Annotated in this window: 14 protein-coding genes and 3 pseudogenes; 8 read left to right on the forward strand and 9 right to left on the reverse strand. The window is 68.8% G+C overall.

Annotated elements, in window-relative coordinates; translation table 11 throughout:
- On the forward strand, window positions 1–192 hold a 192-nt coding region (locus AC5P09_RS48595; protein WP_351521585.1), incomplete at its 5' end, for a DNA-directed RNA polymerase subunit alpha C-terminal domain-containing protein.
- Between the two features lie 429 nt (window positions 193–621).
- Here the strand turns inward: AC5P09_RS48595 and AC5P09_RS48600 are convergent.
- Window positions 622–861 (reverse strand): annotated as a pseudogene (locus AC5P09_RS48600) (cation transporter); the annotation flags it as partial.
- Window positions 862–1,359: 498 nt separating this feature from the next.
- On the opposite strand from AC5P09_RS48600, the gene AC5P09_RS48605 reads away from it, so the two are divergent.
- Complete coding sequence (locus AC5P09_RS48605) at window positions 1,360–1,977, forward strand: dihydrofolate reductase family protein (protein ID WP_493880087.1); 618 nt, start codon at window positions 1,360–1,362, stop codon at window positions 1,975–1,977.
- 4 nt (window positions 1,978–1,981) lie between these two features.
- Entirely contained in the window at window positions 1,982–2,824 is an 843-nt protein-coding gene (locus tag AC5P09_RS48610) for an alpha/beta fold hydrolase (protein WP_493880088.1), read from the forward strand.
- Between the two features lie 211 nt (window positions 2,825–3,035).
- Here the strand turns inward: AC5P09_RS48610 and AC5P09_RS48615 are convergent, their stop codons facing one another.
- Window positions 3,036–3,851, reverse strand: a complete 816-nt coding sequence (locus AC5P09_RS48615; RefSeq protein ID WP_493880089.1) for an SAM-dependent methyltransferase — start codon at window positions 3,849–3,851, stop codon at window positions 3,036–3,038.
- Between the two features lie 866 nt (window positions 3,852–4,717).
- On the opposite strand from AC5P09_RS48615, the pseudogene AC5P09_RS48620 reads away from it, so the two are divergent.
- Window positions 4,718–5,012, forward strand: a pseudogene (locus AC5P09_RS48620) (IS630 family transposase); the annotation flags it as partial.
- 104 nt (window positions 5,013–5,116) lie between these two features.
- On the opposite strand, the gene AC5P09_RS48625 reads toward AC5P09_RS48620, so the two are convergent.
- The 3 genes from AC5P09_RS48625 to AC5P09_RS48635 form a co-directional block, all read right to left on the reverse strand.
- Window positions 5,117–5,764, reverse strand: a complete 648-nt coding sequence (locus tag AC5P09_RS48625) for a CatB-related O-acetyltransferase (protein WP_493880090.1) — start codon at window positions 5,762–5,764, stop codon at window positions 5,117–5,119.
- Between the two features lie 431 nt (window positions 5,765–6,195).
- Complete coding sequence (locus AC5P09_RS48630; RefSeq protein WP_493880091.1) at window positions 6,196–7,329, reverse strand: endonuclease/exonuclease/phosphatase family protein; 1,134 nt, start codon at window positions 7,327–7,329, stop codon at window positions 6,196–6,198.
- Window positions 7,330–7,352: 23 nt separating this feature from the next.
- Window positions 7,353–7,997, reverse strand: a complete 645-nt coding sequence (locus tag AC5P09_RS48635) for a M15 family metallopeptidase (protein WP_493880092.1) — start codon at window positions 7,995–7,997, stop codon at window positions 7,353–7,355.
- 141 nt (window positions 7,998–8,138) lie between these two features.
- On the opposite strand from AC5P09_RS48635, the gene AC5P09_RS48640 reads away from it, so the two are divergent.
- The 4 genes and pseudogenes from AC5P09_RS48640 to AC5P09_RS48655 form a co-directional block, all read left to right on the forward strand.
- On the forward strand, window positions 8,139–8,834 hold the full coding sequence (locus tag AC5P09_RS48640) for a response regulator transcription factor (RefSeq protein WP_493880093.1): 696 nt from the start codon (window positions 8,139–8,141) through the stop codon (window positions 8,832–8,834).
- On the forward strand, window positions 8,827–9,939 hold the full coding sequence (locus tag AC5P09_RS48645) for a sensor histidine kinase (RefSeq protein ID WP_493880099.1): 1,113 nt from the start codon (window positions 8,827–8,829) through the stop codon (window positions 9,937–9,939). The genes AC5P09_RS48640 and AC5P09_RS48645 overlap by 8 nt, the downstream gene beginning before the upstream one ends.
- 422 nt (window positions 9,940–10,361) lie before the next feature.
- Window positions 10,362–11,018 carry a helix-turn-helix transcriptional regulator gene (locus AC5P09_RS48650; RefSeq protein ID WP_493880094.1) on the forward strand — a complete coding sequence of 219 codons (657 nt, stop codon included), beginning with the start codon at window positions 10,362–10,364 and terminating at the stop codon, window positions 11,016–11,018.
- Window positions 11,015–11,268, forward strand: a pseudogene (locus AC5P09_RS48655) (RraA family protein); the annotation flags it as partial. The gene AC5P09_RS48650 and the pseudogene AC5P09_RS48655, both read left to right, overlap by 4 nt.
- Before the next feature lie 27 nt (window positions 11,269–11,295).
- Here AC5P09_RS48655 and AC5P09_RS48660 read toward each other — a convergent pair.
- The 4 genes from AC5P09_RS48660 to AC5P09_RS48675 form a co-directional block, all read right to left on the reverse strand.
- Entirely contained in the window at window positions 11,296–11,532 is a 237-nt protein-coding gene (locus tag AC5P09_RS48660) for a hypothetical protein (RefSeq protein ID WP_493880095.1), read from the reverse strand.
- 276 nt (window positions 11,533–11,808) lie between these two features.
- Complete coding sequence (locus tag AC5P09_RS48665) at window positions 11,809–13,197, reverse strand: glycoside hydrolase family 43 protein (RefSeq protein ID WP_493880096.1); 1,389 nt, start codon at window positions 13,195–13,197, stop codon at window positions 11,809–11,811.
- A 484-nt stretch (window positions 13,198–13,681) separates the two neighbouring features.
- Window positions 13,682–16,279: a rifamycin-inactivating phosphotransferase gene (rph, locus tag AC5P09_RS48670; RefSeq protein WP_493880097.1), complete on the reverse strand. Its 2,598-nt coding sequence runs from the start codon at window positions 16,277–16,279 to the stop codon at window positions 13,682–13,684.
- An 826-nt stretch (window positions 16,280–17,105) separates the two neighbouring features.
- Window positions 17,106–17,374: ABC transporter permease (locus tag AC5P09_RS48675; RefSeq protein ID WP_493880098.1), on the reverse strand; the 269-nt coding region annotated here is incomplete at its 5' end.

Raw genomic sequence — 17,374 nt, forward strand, 5'->3', positions numbered from 1 at the left:
GTGGCGCGTTCCGAGGCGGACCTGCTCGACATCCGCAACTTCGGTGCGAAGTCGATCGACGAGGTCAAGGCGAAGCTCGCCGGCATGGGTCTGGGCCTCAAGGACAGCCCGCCCGGATTCGATCCGACCGCCGCCGCACTCGGTGCGGACGACGACGCGGACGCGGGCTTCGTGGAGACCGAGCAATACTGAACACTGCGCTGCGCCGGTCATAGCGACACCTGAGCGGAGACAGGAGAACATCCACGCTGTTCTCCTGCCCGCTGGGCGACGTCGGCCGGATCCGCGCCCGCGCACAAACCCGGGAGGAAGGCAGCCGGCGACAGTGCGGCGCAGCTCCGCCACTTCACGTGCGGCCCGCTGCTCGGCCAGCATACGGTCGCCGGCTTCCGGCCTTGCCTGCTGTGCTCGTCACCCAGCTGATCTGACGCGAGGCGACCTCGGCCGGTATCGACCACGCGGGGGCGTACGTCAGAGGACCGCAGCGAAACTGGGGACAGCGTGGTGTGCGGGCCTCGGACCGGTGGACACTGCGCCACGCGATGACCCAGTGTCGGCGGTCGGACCGGTGCCAGGGGCGGGACCCCGCCCCTGGCCCGGTCATGCACGCCGACGCGCTTGTCAGATGCAGCAGTCGCAGCCAGGCCGGCAGCCGCATGCGTTGCCCGCCCCGGCGTCGGCAGCCGAAACCGTTGCGGCGGACCGGGTGCAGCAACCCTTGCCCTGCCATGCGTCGCGGCCTTCCTTGACCGCGACGGCCGCGACGGCCGCGATGACGAGGGCAGCGACGGGGGCGGCCCAGGACGATCCCAGGGTGGCGTTGAGGACCAAGCCGACCGGGAGCACGGCGGAGAGGTACGTGGTACGTGCACCTGCTCCCTGCCTCGCCCCGAACCAGCCCAACAACTCCGCTTGGTCGAGATCCGCGACAGCCTCGTCGCCCGCATCAGCGAGGCCCAGGCAGAGGGCTGGCTCGGCGAGATCGAAGGACTGGCGTGCCGTCGGCGGCCTCGCGCGCGCTGAACGCGGCGCGGCACTCGAGGTCGCGGCGGCCTGCTTCCGCTCTCTCTCGGATTCGTAACCTCGTGGCTTGCAGAGGGGAATGCGGGATCGTTTCGGCAGGGGGCCCTTTGACCTGTGTCGGCAGGGGGTCCTTTGACCTGTGTCGGCAGGGGGTCCTTTGACCTGTGTCGGCAGGGGCCCTTTGACCTGTGCATATGTGCCTCTGAAGTACTCCGGGGGCGACCGTCCGCTGTACGTCCGGCGTCCCGCTTCGGGCGTCGTGCTATCGGGTTCACTGCCGGCACACGCTGCATGCGTAAGCGATGAGTTTGGGCGGCGGAACGGGTCTGCCCTGGCATGACTCGAATCATCGCTGACATCTCCGTCTCCCTCGACGGCTTCGTCACGGGGCCCGACCCCGGCCCGGACAACGGTCTGGGCACCGGCGGCGAGGCCCTGCACACCTGGGCGTTTTCCGACGACCCCGACGACCGCCGGGTCCTGCGCGAGGCGACCGCCCGTTCGGGCGCCGTCGTCCTCGGCCGCCACCTCTTCGACGTGGTCGACGGGCCGAAGGGATGGGACGACAAGACCGGCTACGGCGCCGGCGAGGTCGGCAAGCCCGCGTTCGTCGTCGTGACGACCTCGCCGCCGGAGTCGGTGCGGCTCACCGACCTCGACTGGACGTTCGTCACCACCGGTCTGCCCGATGCCGTCACCGCAGCGCGCGAGCGCGCCGAGGCGGCGTTGTCGGACAGCGGCAAGGACCTCGACGTCGTCCTCATGGGCGGCGGTGCCACGATCGGCTCGGCGATCGACGCCGGGCTGGTCGACGCACTGACGCTGCACCTCGCGCCCGTTGTGCTGGGTGCCGGCACGCCACTGTTCACCGGCGGAACGCCGCGCACGCTGGTGCAGCGGAGCGTGACCTCGACATCGACCGCGACGCACCTGACCTACGACGTCCTGAGGTGATCCGATGACCACCGTCAACGTCAATGAGATCGCCTTGGGCATCGAGTCGTTCGGTGACGACGACGCGCCACTCGTCCTGCTCGCGGGCGGGACGACGATGCACTCCTGGCCGGACGCGCTGTGCGAGCGCCTCGCCGCCGGCGGGCGCCGCGTGGTGCGCTACGACCTGCGCGACAGCGGAGAGTCGACGACGGCGGACCCGCAGGCGCCCGCCTACACCCTGCGCGACCTCGCCGCCGACGCGGCGGCCCTTGCTGACGCGCTCGGCGGCGGGCCCGCACACCTCGCGGGGATCGGCGTCGGCGGGATGGTCGCCCAGGTGGCTGTGCTCGACCATCCGGGCGCGTTCTCGGCGCTCACCCTGGCCGGCACCCGCGCGGTTGCGCCCGGTCCGCCCGACGACGACCTCCCCGACCATGACCAGGCGACGATGAGCCGGCTGTTCGCGCATCCGATGCCCGACTGGACCGACCGCGAGGCGGTGGCGGAGTTCGCCGCCGCCGGCGCGGAGATCCTCGGCGACGACCCCGTCGCCGCACGCGCGATCGCCGCACGCATCTGGGACCGCACGCCCGGCACCGCACCCCCCGTCCAGATGGCCAACCAGATGGGCATGGTGTTTTCCAGGCTCGACTGCAAACCCCGCTGGCGCGAGCGCCTGCCCGAGATCGAGATCCCCACGCTCGTCGTCCACGGCCGCCGCGACCGGTTCTTCCCCGTCGGCAACGGCGAGGCGATCGCGCGCGAGATCCCCGGGGCGCGGCTACTCGTCCTCAAGGAGGCCGCCACCGCGATCCCCGATGCGGCGGTCGGCGAGGTCGCCGAGGCGATGCTCACGCTCGGGTAGAGGACGGCGCGTGCCGCGCGGGTATGGCATCCGCGCGGCAGCGTGCGCCGGAGGCACGACCCGCCCGCGCCCGCGATCGGCGCCCGCGGATGACCGGCTTCACGGAACAGTCCACCGATGTCCCTGATCAGCGGATCTACACGGCCGCGGCCGTGGTCTCCATCGACCATGAGTGGCTGCCGTACGGCAACGGCTCCACTCCCGGTGTCCGTTACGCCTTCCGGGCGAGTCCGCCGTGCTCGGCGATGACCTCCGGGGTGGGCGAACCGGGCTCCGGACGCCACTGCGTTACCGAGACGACGCCGGGTGCGAGGAGCTCCAAGCCGTCGAAGAACGTGGTGATCTCGTCGACGGTGCGCAGGATGTACGGGACGGCGCCGCTGTTGTTGTAGGCGTCCTGGGCCTGCTCGAAGACCGGGTCGATGCCGCGTGACCCGTCGTTGATGGAGAGGTAACTGCCCGAGGGCAGGGCGTCCATCAGCCGAGTGACGATGGAGCGGGCCTGATCGTAGTCGGCGACGTGGCCCAGGATGTTGCTGAGGATGAGCGCGGTGGGGCGGCCGAAGTCCAGTGTCTCGGCGGCGGCCGCGAGGATGCGGTCCGGGTCCGTCACGTTGGCGTCGATGTAGGCGGTCGCGCCCTCGCGGGTGGAGTAGAGCAGGGCGCGGGCGTGGGCGAGGACCATCGGATCGTTGTCGACGTAGACGATCCGCGTCTCGGGGGCGAGCCCCTGAGCGACCTCGTGGGTGTTCTGAGCGGTCGGAAGGCCGGTGCCGATGTCCAGGAATTGCCGGATGCCCGCCTCGGACACGAGATACGTGATGTTGCGGCGCAGGAAGGCACGGCTGCAGCGGGCGATGGTGACGATGCCGGGGAAGACTGCGGTGTACGCGTCACCGGCCTCCTCGTCGACGGGATAGTTGTCCTTACCGCCGAGCCAGTAGTTCCAGATACGGGCGGAGTGCGGAACCGACGTGTCGATCTTCTGATGCTTCGCTGGTTCGGGCGTCGTCACAGGGTCGGTCATAGCTCGCGTCCGTCCTTCAACCGAGGCGTGGATCATTCACGGCACAACCTACGTCCGAACACCCGGCGTGTGCACACCAGTTCAGGTTTTCCGGCTGGTCGGACAGCGACGTCCGGTCCCCGACCGACCCGAGCCGTTCCGCCGATCAAGCGCACAGGAACCCAGCAGCGCTGGTCATGGGGAGGGCTGATATTCACTCAACGAGGTAAGGGCCGACGACACGCAGGGCGTAGCCGCCACGGAAACTCAGCCACCACCAACCAAGCCGCGAGGGTCACTGGCGCCGTAGACGCGGCGGGAAATGCCTTGCCGGGATCGAACTTCTCCCCGTTCTGCAGGCAGTGGCAGTGGTGGAGGCATCCCAAGAAGCGATCCATCGCGTGGCGCAGGGATGCGTCGACGAGGACCCGAAGCCGGCCCAGGCGTCGCCCGCGTGAGAATGCGGCTTGGAGGAGCCGCTGATGCTGAAGAAGCGGTACTCGGCGCACCACACCGAATCCTGGTCCGAGGGCCCGAGAGACGGCGTGGCCTGTGGAGAGACGGGATTGTCCACGACCTTGGCCGCCGTGCCATGGACAAGCTGACGTAGCAGCAGGCGGGACAGGTGGCTTCACAGCTCTGGGAGACGAGCGCCTGCGTAGCTCGTCAGCCCTTCGGACAGAACCACACCGCCGTCTCGCCCAAAGCTGGGGACCGTTGTTGCGGACGTCGTTGACGGCCAGCGAGACAGGCCGGGCGTCCGCACCAACCAACGTTCGACCTGGCGTTCCCCGTCCCTTGCGCCGTTCTGTGGGCCAGTAGGCTCTGGCCGTTTCCGGGAGTCGGAGGGAGCTCAGACGGTTGGGTCCAGAGCCCGATCCCTCAAGGGCGAACCCGCAGTCGTCTTCTGCCTGGGCGAGTTCGGGCCACTCAATCTCCATCCCCGCCCCCCGGCCGACAGTGGGGCGCGCTCGGTAGGAAGCGCATGGCCTCCGACCGCGAGCCCCGGCCCCGCCGCCGAGCGACCTACACCCGACCGCACGGGGTCCGACGCCTGTTCGCCACCACGACCTGGCCAAGGACAAGCTCTACGGCCACATCAAGCCGAAGAAGAATCAGACGGGGTTTCTCGGATACTGCCGCTGCCTGCGCAGCCTGCACTCACCCGAGATCCGGAATGCCGGGCATGCCCGAGCGGCGCACGCACGACCACGTCATCAACGGCGCCATGATCCTCTCTGTCAGGCGATGTTCACGAGGCTCGACGCCGCTGAGGCGGGGCCGGCCTACTGCGGCTTCGGGGCCGCGGCTTCCAGATCCTCGATACTGCCGGACATGATCGTGCGGATGTGCTCGGTGATGTGTGGGGCCGGCCAGTCCCACCAGGCGACCGCCAGGAGGCGGGCGATGTCTTCGTCGCCGAAGCGACTGCGGATGAGTCTGGCGGGGTTGCCGCCGACGATGCCGTAGTCGGGGACGTCGTCGACAACGACGGAGCCGGAGGCGATGACCGCTCCGTGGCCGATACGGACGCCGGGCATCACCATGGCCCGGTATCCGAACCAGACGTCGTTGCCGACCACGGTGTCACCGCGGCCGGGCAGGGCTGTGATCAGGTCGAAGTGGTCAGCCCAGGAGCCGCCCATGATCGGGAAGGGGAACGTCGAGGGGCCATCCATACGGTGGTTGGCACCGTTCATGATGAAGCGCACGCCCTCGCCCAGCGCACAGAATTTGCCGATGACCAGCTTCTCCGGCCCGTAGTGGTACAGCACGTTGCGGGTCTCGAACGCGGTCGGGTCGTCCGGATCGTCGTAGTAGGAGAACTCTCCCACGTCGATCAGCGGCGATGTGACCAGTGGCTTGAGCAGGACGACCCGAGGTTGGTCGGGCATCGGGTGCACCACGGTCGGATCGGCAGGAATAGCTGGCATCACGGTCGGCTTCCTCACACGTCGCAGACTGCTTGCGCCCATGATCGCAACCTGCGCCCCGGCGTCGCCACCGCATTTCCGTTACGACGCCGTCACCGCCGTCGCCAGAGGCGACAGGGGAGCGCACCGTCGCACACCCGCATCGGTGACCCGCCCACTCCGAGGTGGTCCAGCTCGATCACTGACGAGGAGCCGCCCATGGCCATCACGACCAAGACCGACACCTTCACGGCGCTGAGCGACTGCTTCAGTGCGGACCTCGCCGCTCTCGCTCGGAGGAGCCCTCGGCCCGACTGCCCGTTCTGCCGAACTGTCCACGAGGGCGCGAACATCCGCCCAGTTGGGCTCGGCGGGTATGTCCTGGATCACCAGCGTGTTGGCGAAGTCAGGTGCCATCTGCAGCAGGTGGAGTGCCGGCCTCTATGCGGGATTCACCAGCTGATTCCGGCCGCCACCGGCAGGTGGTCACTCCCCGTGGCCGGCAGCGACCACGAGCTCTCCGGCTTCACGCCGCGGACCAGGATCTGGTCGATCCGCACCACCGGGAACGTGGCCGGCCAGCTGAAGCCGAAGCCGTCCCCGGCCGCGTCCTGGGCCGAGCGCAGCTGTGAGGCGATGTCGGCGAACGCGCGGTCGTCCATGGTGCCGTTCAGGTCGCCGAGCAGCACCACGCGCTCATTCTGTTCGGCGGCGATGGCCTTGCCGAGCGCCTGCGCGTTTCTGTCCCGCGAGTCCGTCCAGAAGCCCGTCCTGGGAGTCACCCGTGCGGACCCCAGGTGGGCCACATACACCGCCAGCGGACCCTGGTCCGTGGCCACCGTGGTGCGCAGCGCCCGGTTGTCGGCCATCTTGACGTCGGCCGGCTTGGTGTCCGCCAGCGGCCCGACGTCCTGCTTGCTGTCGACCGGCTGGGTGTCCGACAGCGGCAGCTTGCTCCACAGCCCGACCGTGCCCTGCACCGTGTGGTACGGGTACGCCTTCGCCAGGCCCTTCTCGTACGTGCCCCGGGCCTGCTCGGTCATCTCCTGCAGGGCCAGCACGTCCGCGCCGGAGGCGGCCAGGTCGCGGGCGGTGCCGGCCGGGTCGGGGTTGTCGGCACCGACGTTGTGGCTGGCCACCGTGAGGTCGCTGCCCGGGTGGGACTTGTCGCTGAGCAGCCCGCCGAAGAGGTTCAGCCACACCATGACCGGCAGCAGCAGCGCGGCCACCGCGGAGGCGGAGCGACGCAACAGTGCCCCGGCAAGGAGCACCGGGATGAAGAGGCCGAACCACGGCAGGAAGGTCTCCACGAGGCTGCCGAGGTTCCCGACCCGGTTCGGGATCTTCGCGTGCAGCAGCATGAGCAGGCCCAGCAGTAGGGCCAGCGCCGCGAGCACCGGGCCGCGCTTCCAGGGCCCCGGCCGGAAGCCGGTGCGGATCGCCCGGCGGATGCCCGCGCGCCAGGCACCGGAGCCGGCACCCCGGCGACCGGAGCCGCCCCGTCCGGTCTCCGTCGTACCCGCCGCATCCGCCGCGTCCGCCGCGTCCGCCGCATCCGCCGCATCCGCCGCGTCCACCTGCGTCATCGTCTGTCCTCGCTCACTGCCGGTCACTGCTGCATCCTCGGGTCCTGGGTGGGGTCGGCATACATACGCGGGCAACCACGGTCGATCGCATCGGCGCGCAATTCGTAGTGCCAGGGTTCGTTCTTGTAGATCTGGCACAGCCCGTACTCGGCACCGTGCTCGGACAGCCACTCCGTCGCATCGGAGTTCCCTATGTCGACCGCGTCCCCCGACACGTGAGGAGACGTCGTCGCGGTGGCCACCCATCGGGCGGCCTCCTCTTCCGACCCGTACCTGAAGACCGCCTCACGAAGAAGCTCCTCCTGGTACTCCGGGGAACGCCAGCCGCTGTTGACGTAGAACTCGACTCCGTCGTCCGCGGCAGCCGTCGCAGCCTGGCGGAGGGCCTTGAGCAGACCTGGATCGAGGTTGGACACAGCCGGAATCGCGTCGTCGAAGACCGTCACGCCATCGGGGACGACACCGTCGGCCGCACCGAGCGCACCGAGCGCACCACGGTGCTCACTCCGAGGCGCATGCGAGGGTGCTGCGGCCGAGGGGCTCGAGGGCGACGAAGAAGGCAAGGAAGACAAGGAAGGCAGGGAAGACGAAGGAGGCGAGGACTGCGGCGCCCGGTAGCCGAGGACCGCGGCGATCACTGCTGAGACGACTGTCAGGCCGACGACCATCAGCCAGCGAACCCGGCGGGTCGTTGTTCGTGCTGAGGGTGGGGTTCGACTCATACCGCCAGTCAAGGCAGCGCGGTGTTGCCGGCACGTATGCGGTTTTCGATATGTCGACGATATGCGCCGACTCGTAGCCTTGATGACATGCGTGTGTTGATCGTCGAGGACGAGCTCTATCTGGCAGAAGCCATCCGCGATGGTCTACGCCTGGAAGCGATCGCCGCCGACATCGCAGGTGACGGCGGCACCGCTCTGGAACTGCTGAGCATCAACGCCTACGACATCGCCGTCCTCGACCGAGACATTCCCGGGCCCTCCGGTGACCAGATCGCCCAACGCATCGTCGCCTCCGGCAGCGGCATGCCGATCCTCATGCTCACCGCCGCCGACCGTCTCGACGACAAGGCCATCGGGTTCGAACTCGGTGCCGACGACTACCTCACCAAACCATTCGAGCTTCGAGAGCTCGTCATGCGGCTCAGGGCGCTCGACCGCAGGCGCGCCCACAACAGACCACCCGTGCGAGAGATCGCAGGCCTGCGGCTGGATCCGTTCCGCCGCGAGGTCTACCGGGACGACCGCTACGTCGCGCTCACCCGGAAACAGTTCGCCGTGCTCGAAGTCCTCGTCACCGCCGAGGGCGGTGTCGTCAGCGCCGAAGAACTCCTGGAACGCGCGTGGGACGAGAACGCCGACCCGTTCACCAACGCCGTGCGCATCACCGTCTCGGCACTGCGCAAGCGTCTCGGCGAACCCTGGATCATCGCCACCGTGGCCGGTGTCGGCTACCGCATCGACACAGCGCCCGGCACCGGACGTGAGGGAGAAGACCGTGGATAGAGCCCCTGGTTTGAGTGTCCGCCTCAAACTCACCCTCAGCTACGCCGGGTTCCTCATGGTTGCCGGTGCCTTGCTGCTCGCCGCGGTGTGGTTGTTCCTCCTGCGTTATGTCCCCGACCGTGCGATGCTCATCAACCCCGATGACATGCCTGGGAATGGTGTTTTTCCCGTCCGGTCCGCCCTCCTGGACGTTTTCGCTCCGAGGGCAGCCGCCGTACTGGCGTTCCTGCTGGTGTTCGGCCTCGTGGGAGGGTGGATCCTCGCCGGCCGCATGCTCGCCCCGCTGACCCGCATCACCGAGGCCACCCGCTTGGCCACGAACGGGTCGCTCTCCCACCGGATCCGGCTACCGGGCCGCAAGGACGAGTTCCGGGAACTCGCCGACGCCTTCGACACGATGCTCGTACGGCTTGAAGCACATGTCGCCGAACAGCAGAGATTCGCGGCCAACGCCTCTCACGAGCTGCGCACCCCGCTGGCGATCTCGAAGGCCCTTCTCGATGTGGCCCGCACCGATCCGAACCGCGACACCGGCGAACTCATCGACCGCCTGCACGCCGTCAACACCCGCGCGATCGCCCTCACCGAGACACTTCTCCTGCTCAGCCGCGCCGACCAGCGGTCCTTCACCCGCGACCACGTCGACCTGTCCCTCCTGGCGGAAGAAGCCACCGAAACACTCCTCCCCCTCGCGGAAAAACATGGCGTCACCATCGAGACCAGCGGCGACATCACCCCCACGATCGGATCGCCGGCGCTCCTGCTGCAGCTGACCACGAACCTCGTACACAACGCGATCGTCCACAACCGTCCTGAACAGGGCACCGTGTGGGTCCACACCGGCGTCCACTCCAAGACCGTGGAGCTCACTGTCGAAAACACCGGCGAGCAGCTCACCCCACAGCAGGTCTCGGCCCTCACCGAACCGTTCCAGCGCGGCACCGAACGCATCCACACCGACCAGGCAGGCGTCGGCCTCGGCCTGACCATCGTCAAAACCATCACCCACGCACACGACGGAACACTCACCCTCACCCCGCGCCCTGCTGGTGGGATCCGCATCACCGTGGAACTCCCCGCGATATCCCCGCACACCGACAGGTGAGTCAACGACCACGGGAGCAATGCGCCGCCTTCGTTTACCGGCTCACCAAGTACGACCCACAGACCGCGGCGAGCACGGCAGTTACATCGGCGCTCAGGACGCGATCAGCGGGCACGGGTCGGTCGAGGCGGCCAATTTGCAGGCGATTGCCGCGTTCGCCGAGGACACCGGCGTCGGTGGCCTGACATACGTGAGCCGGGGGGCGCCAGCACTGCCACGGCGCCGACCGTGCCCAGGGAGATCAGCAGGTGACGGTGCCGTCCGCCAGGCTCACCCCTGCGAGAACCCCAGCCTGCCTCCTGAGCCGTTGAGCCCACCGGGCGGGCTCGCGGGCGGCGTCGAGCCCGTCGCGAGCCCGCCCACCCGAGCGGCGCCACAGCCGACCAAATCCCCACATCCCATGGCGACCCAAGGGACGAACGATGCACCGGGTGCTCCTGACGGGCGGCCCCGCTCTCACGCGCGACGCCTACGCACGCATCATCGAGGACTCCGCCCTCCTGACCGTCCAGGCCCAGAGCCCCGACCTCACCCACGCTCTGGCGCAACTCCCTTCTCCGCGACCCGACATTCTCCTCATCGACGCCCTGGCCCTGGCCCTCTCCCCATGGACCACCACACTGCTGTGCCTGCGCCGCGCCGCCGCCCATACCGAGCTCGCCGTCATCGGCGACACGCCCTCCGAGGAGATCAGTTCACTCCTGCAGGTCGGAGTCACCGGCATTCTCAGCCCACACATCGAGGCCGGCCCCTTCGTGACGGCACTCGCTCTGATAAGCCAGGGAGGAACGGCCATCTCCTCGCCATCCGCCACGACGAAGATCTCCGCCACTCCGCCGAGTCCCGCGCTGGACCAACTCTCCACGAGGGAGCGCCAGATCCTCGCCATGATTGCCACCCAGCCGGACAACAAGACGCTGGCACAACTCCTCGGCATCAGCCCGCTCACGGTCAAGTCCCACGTGAACCGGATCCTGCGAAAGCTCGGCGCTTCCTCCCGCGCCCACCTGGTCACGATCGCCTACGAGAGCGGACTCGTCAGCCCCGGACTGCTGGCCGGGCGCACGACCGCGTACTGACAATCAGCCGGCCACGTCTCTACGATGTCCGCCGACCGGAGGGCACCATGACTGTGGACGCGTACGCCCCGCCCAGCACGGTACGGTGCCCTCCCGGCGACAACCTCATGCTGCCCGCAGCCATCCACCGCGCCGAACCGGGTGCCGTCATCGTCTGTAGTCGGACAACCTCGACTACGCGCTGGTCGGCGGCAATGTGTGCGCCATCGCGCAGCGCCGGGGTGTCGCGGCCTTCGTCGCCGACGGACTCTCAATGCAGAAGTGCGCCGCGCCGGAGTCACGGTGAACTCGCCGAGGCCGCCGGCCGGAGCATCGGGACACAGCTCGCGCCGCCCCAGGGCACGCATCCGCGGCAGCGCGCCTTCAGGCTTCTTGCTGGGGACGTGGTCGGCGACGGCACCTTCATACCGCCCGGCCACAGGGTCGCGTCGACGGCGAGGCTGCCGTCGGCGTTGCGGGCGCCCTGCCGCCAGCCGTCGTCGAGGTCGACGTACTGGTAGCCCCCTGCCGCCATGTCCGGAGGAGACCAGGGCGTCCGTCTGCTGCTTGATGACGTCGTAGTCGATGCTGCGGGCGAAGCTGTTCCAGGACGCCCAGCCCATCGGCGGCGGGGGGACGCCGGCCTGCGTGGTGCTGACCGCGGCCGGCTCGGCGGACAGCGGTGCCGACGACTCGCGGCCGGCTACCGCCGTCAGGCCTGCCAGACCGAGGGCGAGGGCGACGACCCGCAGGGTGACAGGTCTGGCTCACCTTCGTACGGAAGCGTGCGCGATACGGGTGTCCTCCCTCGTCAGTATCCGACGCTGAAGGTGGCGTCCTGCCGCTCCGTGGTCGTGGAGATCGGGTCGATGCGCAGCACGTAGTTCGAGTGGCGGAGGTACCGGGTCGGGTAGTTGTACGACCGGAACGACGCCCAACTCGCGTCCGCCAGGCCCGCCGTGCGGTAGAAGGTCGCGTCCGCCGAGAACGTCGACGTGCCGTCGTTGACGTCGAGTTGGAGCTGGTAGTTGTAGTGGCGCAGGTACCGCGTCGGGAACTTGACCGACTGGAACGAGACGCCGGCGGGGTCGACGAGACCGGGGACAAGCTTCCACTGGGAGTCGGAGGGCGGGTCGATGGGGTACTCGTCGATGCGGCCGATGTAGTTGGAGTGGCGGATGTAACGGGCCGGGAGGTTGTAGGACTTCAGGCGGTTCCAGGCCGGCGCGCCCCACTTGGTGATGAGGTTGTCGTACTGGGCCGTGGTGATGGTCGTGATGCCGCAGTGCTTGGAGTTCAGGGGCTGGGTGTAGGTCTTCTGGTCGAGGGCGGTCCAGGTGCCCGAGGCGAGGTCGGTGGACTGCCAGGCGTAGAAGACGCCGTTGGGGGTGTAGGTGTCGCCCCACAGGTACCAGGTGCTGGACGTCAGGGACTTGACGAGGGTCGGGGCCTCGGTGCCGCCGTGGGCGACGCCCGTGGTGAACTCCTTGAAGCTGCCCGGGTCGAGGGAGGTGGATCGCGCCCCGACGAGCGTCTGGTTCTTCTTGAAGTACATGTAGTTGACGCCGTTGACGCCGACGGCCATGTCGCCGTCGATCACGTCGTAGCCGGGGTCGAAGAAGACCTGGGGAGCGGAGGCGGTGAGGAAGTCGGTCGTGTAGTTGACCATGATGACGTTGTGGCCACTGCTGTTGACGGCGGAGTAGATGATCGCGTACTGGCCGCGGCCCGCGTCCCAGAACGCCTCGGGCGCCCAGCAGTGCGTGTTCATGTCGTGCAGCTTCAGCCGCCGGTAGCCCGTGAAGGTGCGCAGGTCGGCCGAGTCCCACACATGGATGTACTGGCTGACGTAGCTCCAGTCGGTGCCCTTGAGGTCGGTGGCGAGGACCACGAAGGTGCCGTCCTGCTTGCGCAGGATGAACGGGTCGCGCAGGCCCAGCGCGCCGGCGGTGGGGGTGACCACCGGGTTGTTCTGGTTGAGCGGCGTCCAGTTCAGCGAGTCCTTGCTGACGGCGAGATGGAGGCCGTAGTCGGTCCCCTCGCCAAGGCTGGTCGACTCGGTGAAGTAGCACATCACGTACGCCGAGTCGGCGGCGTACGCGGTGCCGGCACCCAGGGTCAGGGCGCCGGTCACGGCCAGAGGCGTGGCGGTGGCCATGCCGAGGAAGTGACGGCGGGAGGGGGCGGGGCGGGGAGTCATGCGCGCTCCAAGGGGTGTGCGGTGCCCTCAAGGTGACGATCAGTCGGAGAAACTGACAGTTTTGGTCGAAATACCGAACGGAGTTCGGTAAGTCGGTCAGAAGGTAGAGTCACGCCATGAGCGCGTCAATCACTCTGCCCAATCTTTGTGATTCCTGTACCTCCGGAACGCGCGTGCCCCTGCCGGAAAACGGGGCAGTGAAGGCACTTGGGTGAAGAGTGCGGTGTGGGAACGAAATGCGCCACGGCGACCTCAGGATGAGGCGGCGCAGCCCGATCCGGGCCGGGGCGCGCGGGCGCCTGCTGCTCGCCAGGGCGACCCAGCCGACGGTGCCCTCTGAGGAGGGGCCAGAGGCGGAGGGCCCCTCCGAACAGTTGGGTCGTGTGCGCGTTGCGGGCGGCGGTCGTGGGGTGGTCATCAACCGCTTGGCATTGTTTGGTCGGAAGCCACGGATCGGGCTGCTCGGTGTGGTCGGTGTGGTCGGTCAAGGCAGGATCTCGACGTACCCGTCGGTTCCGTGCACGCGGATCCGCTGCCCGTCCCGGATCAGCCGCGAGGCGTGCTCCACGCCCACGACGGCCGGCAAGCCGTACTCCCGGGCGATCACTGCGCCATGGGTCATCAGACCGCCAACCTCCGTCACCAGGCCCGCGATTCCGACGAACAGCGGCGACCAGCTGGGGTCCGTGGAGGTCGTGACCAGGATGTCGCCCGCTTCGAGGTCGGCCTCCGCCATGTCAAGGATGACGCGGGCCCGTCCCTCGATGGTCCCGGCGGAAACCGGTAGGCCGATCAGGGCGCCGGCCGGCACGTCGTCGCGCCGGTACGCCCCGGTGACGGCCTCACCGTCCGAGGTGAGCACCCGGGGCGGTGTGAGCGCGTGGTACGCCCGGAACGCGTCCTTGCGCTGCTGGATGAGCTGGTCATCCACCTGGTTCGAGCGCACGGCGTCGTGGAGTTCCTGGAAGGTGAGGTAGAAGATGTCCTCCTTCTCAGGAAGCACGTTGGCCTGCACGAGACGCTCGGCCTCCTCCAGCAGGGCCTGCTTGTAGACGAAGTAGCGGCTGACGATGGCGTACTTCGGGTACTCCCGGTACCCGATGAAGGTTCGGACCCGGTCGATCATCCGCTTGGTCTCGTCGGCCTTCTGCTCCCCGTCCGGCAGAGCCCGCAAGCGTGACAGCACGTCCTGTTCCTTCTTCCGCGCCTTCTGCCGCCCTTGCTCGAAACGCCGCTGGGCGGCGCCCGGCTCGAAGTTCCTGACGTTGTCGAGGATCACGGGCACGAGCGTGGTGGGGCGCTCGCCCCAACGTGGCCTCGTGATGTCGATCTCGCCGACGCAGCGCATGCCGTACCGGTCGAGGTAGGTCTCGATGGCGTCGCGCGATTCGGTCCCGCCCGCGAGCTTCGCCAGCTCGTCCAGGAAGCCCTCCTCCTCGACGCCCTGCAGGAACGCCACCACCTCCGCATGCGGGCGGATCACGTCCGCGACGTCGAGCAGCGCCAGTCCCATCTCGGAGGTGACGTTGCCGGGGGCGGACAGCGTGAGCGTGTCAGCCGCGTTCTTCTCGCCCAGCCACTCCAGCAGCTTGTCGTTGAGCCACCACGTGGCCTCCATCCCCGCCATGATCGCCTGATGGTTCAGCGGATCACCGAGGACCCGCTTGTGCTCCTCGAAGGCCTCCAGCAGAAAGTCGAACAGCGCCGGTCCGGTCTTCGTCCGGATGTCGCGCTCCAGGGCGGCGATGGACGCCTGGCTGCGCTCGATCAGCTCGGTGACGATGGCCGGATCGGTCTCGATCGGGGCGGACGCACCGCCGGCCGGCGGTGCGCCGGGACCCGTGTCCGGGAGCGACGGGACGAAATCGTCGCGGTCGAGGACGGTCTCCAGAGCGTCCCTGATCAGCGGATCGCTTCTCCCGATGGCGTCCAGGAGGCCGGCGCGGCTCGCGGGCGAGGCCAGGCGCCGGGTGACGTCGACGAACAGCCTCCCGCCGGCCTCGTGCATCGGCACCATGGCCGTCAGCTGCCACGCGGAGAGCCCCAGGGGCTTCATGGGGTCGGTCATCATCTGCCCATGACCGACGGAGACGTAGACGTGATTCTCCTGGTCGCCGGTCTCGGGGATGGGGAACAGCGTCGTGATCGGCCGGCTCTGAACGATCTGGAAGCCATCGTCGACCAGGCACCATTCGATGTCCTGCGGGCGACCGAAGTGCGCTTCGATCCGCCGCCCGAGCTGCACGAGCCGCACGACCTGCGCATCCGTCAGCGCCGGATGCTCCTGCCGCTGCGAGTCGATCGCCACTTCCTGCGTACCGCCGGCCGCCAGGGCCTGAACGGCACGCTGTTTGGCGGCGATCGCCTTGGCGACGACTTCGCCGTCTCGCACCTTGAAGACGTCCGGATTCACCAGGCCGGAGACCAGGGCCTCGCCGAGCCCGAAACCGGCGTCCACGGTGGCTACCTTCCGGTTGCCCGTGACGGGGTCGGCCGTGAACAGGATGCCGGCCGCATGCGGGAACACCATCTGCTGCACGACCACGGCCATGTGGACCGTACGGTGGTCGATGCCGTTGCGCTGGCGGTAGGTCACGGCCCGCTCGGTGAACAGCGAGGCCCAGCACCGGCTGACGTGCTGGAGGACCGCCGTCGGCCCCACGACGTTCAGATACGTGTCGTGCTGGCCGGCGAAGGAGGCCGTCGGCAGGTCCTCGGCCGTCGCGCTGGATCGGACGGCGTAGGCGGCTTGCTCGCCGACCTGGGCGAGCGCGCGGGTGATCGCCGCCGCGAGATCGCCCGGGATGGCAATCCCTTCGATGGTCCGGCGAATCTGCGCGCTGAGCGTGCGGATCGCCTCCCGGTCGTCCGGGTCCAGGCGCGACAGCTGATCGAGCCGATCATCGATCGACGGCCCTCCCGCCATGACCCGCCGGAAGGCGTCCGTCGTCACGCAAAAGCCACCCGGCACGCGGATGCCTTCGATCCGCGACAGCCTGCCCAGGTGCGCGCCCTTGCCGCCAACGACGGCGACCGTCGTCTCGTCAACCTCTTGAAGACCCAGCACGTACGGCTCGATCACTGCGACACCTCCGAGGCAGCCGTGCTCCGTTGCACTGCGGTGGCCGATCGAATCACCGGCTCCTCCAACTCTGTCGAACCTCTTGTCGAGCACGTCCTCATCTCTGGTTGCTTTCCCTCTGACGAGTCGACCGGCCGCTTCGCCGAGGCGGGCGGCGCGCACCCCCGCACCCCCGCACCTCCGCGCCGAGCGCCCGCAACCTCACCTGCCGGTCCCGCCACCGATTCGACGTCACCGCGTCCCCATGCGTCGCCAACAACACACGCACGTCGTGCCCCCATCTCCGCAGGTTGGAGCATCGGCCGACGATTCTCCGCCCTGACCCGGGTCTTGCGGCAAGCCCCCCAGCGCGCTATACGTTGAGAGTGGCAAGGAGAGAGTTCTCCTTGCCTTTGCCATTTGCCCTCCAAGGGAACTGACCAGCTGGGCGCAGGTGCCGGCGGCCGCGCGTGTGCGGTGCCGGGCAACGCGTACGAGGGCCGCAGTGAGCAGGGCGGCGGCAGGCCACCAGAGCGTGAGCGGGGCGTACAGGGCGCCCAGCCGCCCGCTGTGAGGGCCGTACGTGCGGCGGTGACCTCGGTCCCTACCGGATCGGACAGACGGAGTCAAAGGCACGGCCACACGACCGCGAGGTCGAGGCGCAGCTCGTGGTTCAAGCGGATCGCGGGTGTTGCGTGAGTTCCAGCCGACGATGTCGGCGGACCGCGCCCGGAAGGCGGTCGGGGTGGCCGGGGACGCTGCCAGGGCGGCGTACGCCGATGCGGTGTCGGGTACGCCGCCCTGGAGCGGGGCGAGTTGCGGGAGGCGGCCCGCGCTGTCGTGGCGGTTACTTCGGGTCTCGGTTGAACAGTGAGGTCGACCAGCGGTAGCCGAGTGCGGTCAGGCCGACGCACCAGGCGAGCGCGATCCACCCGTTGCGGCCGATCCCGGTGCCGAGGAGGAGGCCGCGCAGGGTCTCGATGGCGGGCGTGAAGGGCTGGTACTCGGCGATCGGCTGGAACCAGCCCGGGATCGCGTTGATGGGGACGAAGGCGGACGAGATGAGCGGGAGGAGGATCAGCGGCGTTGCCATGTTGCCGGCCGCCTCGGGGTTCG

This window comes from Streptomyces sp. a15 (assembly GCF_059026085.1).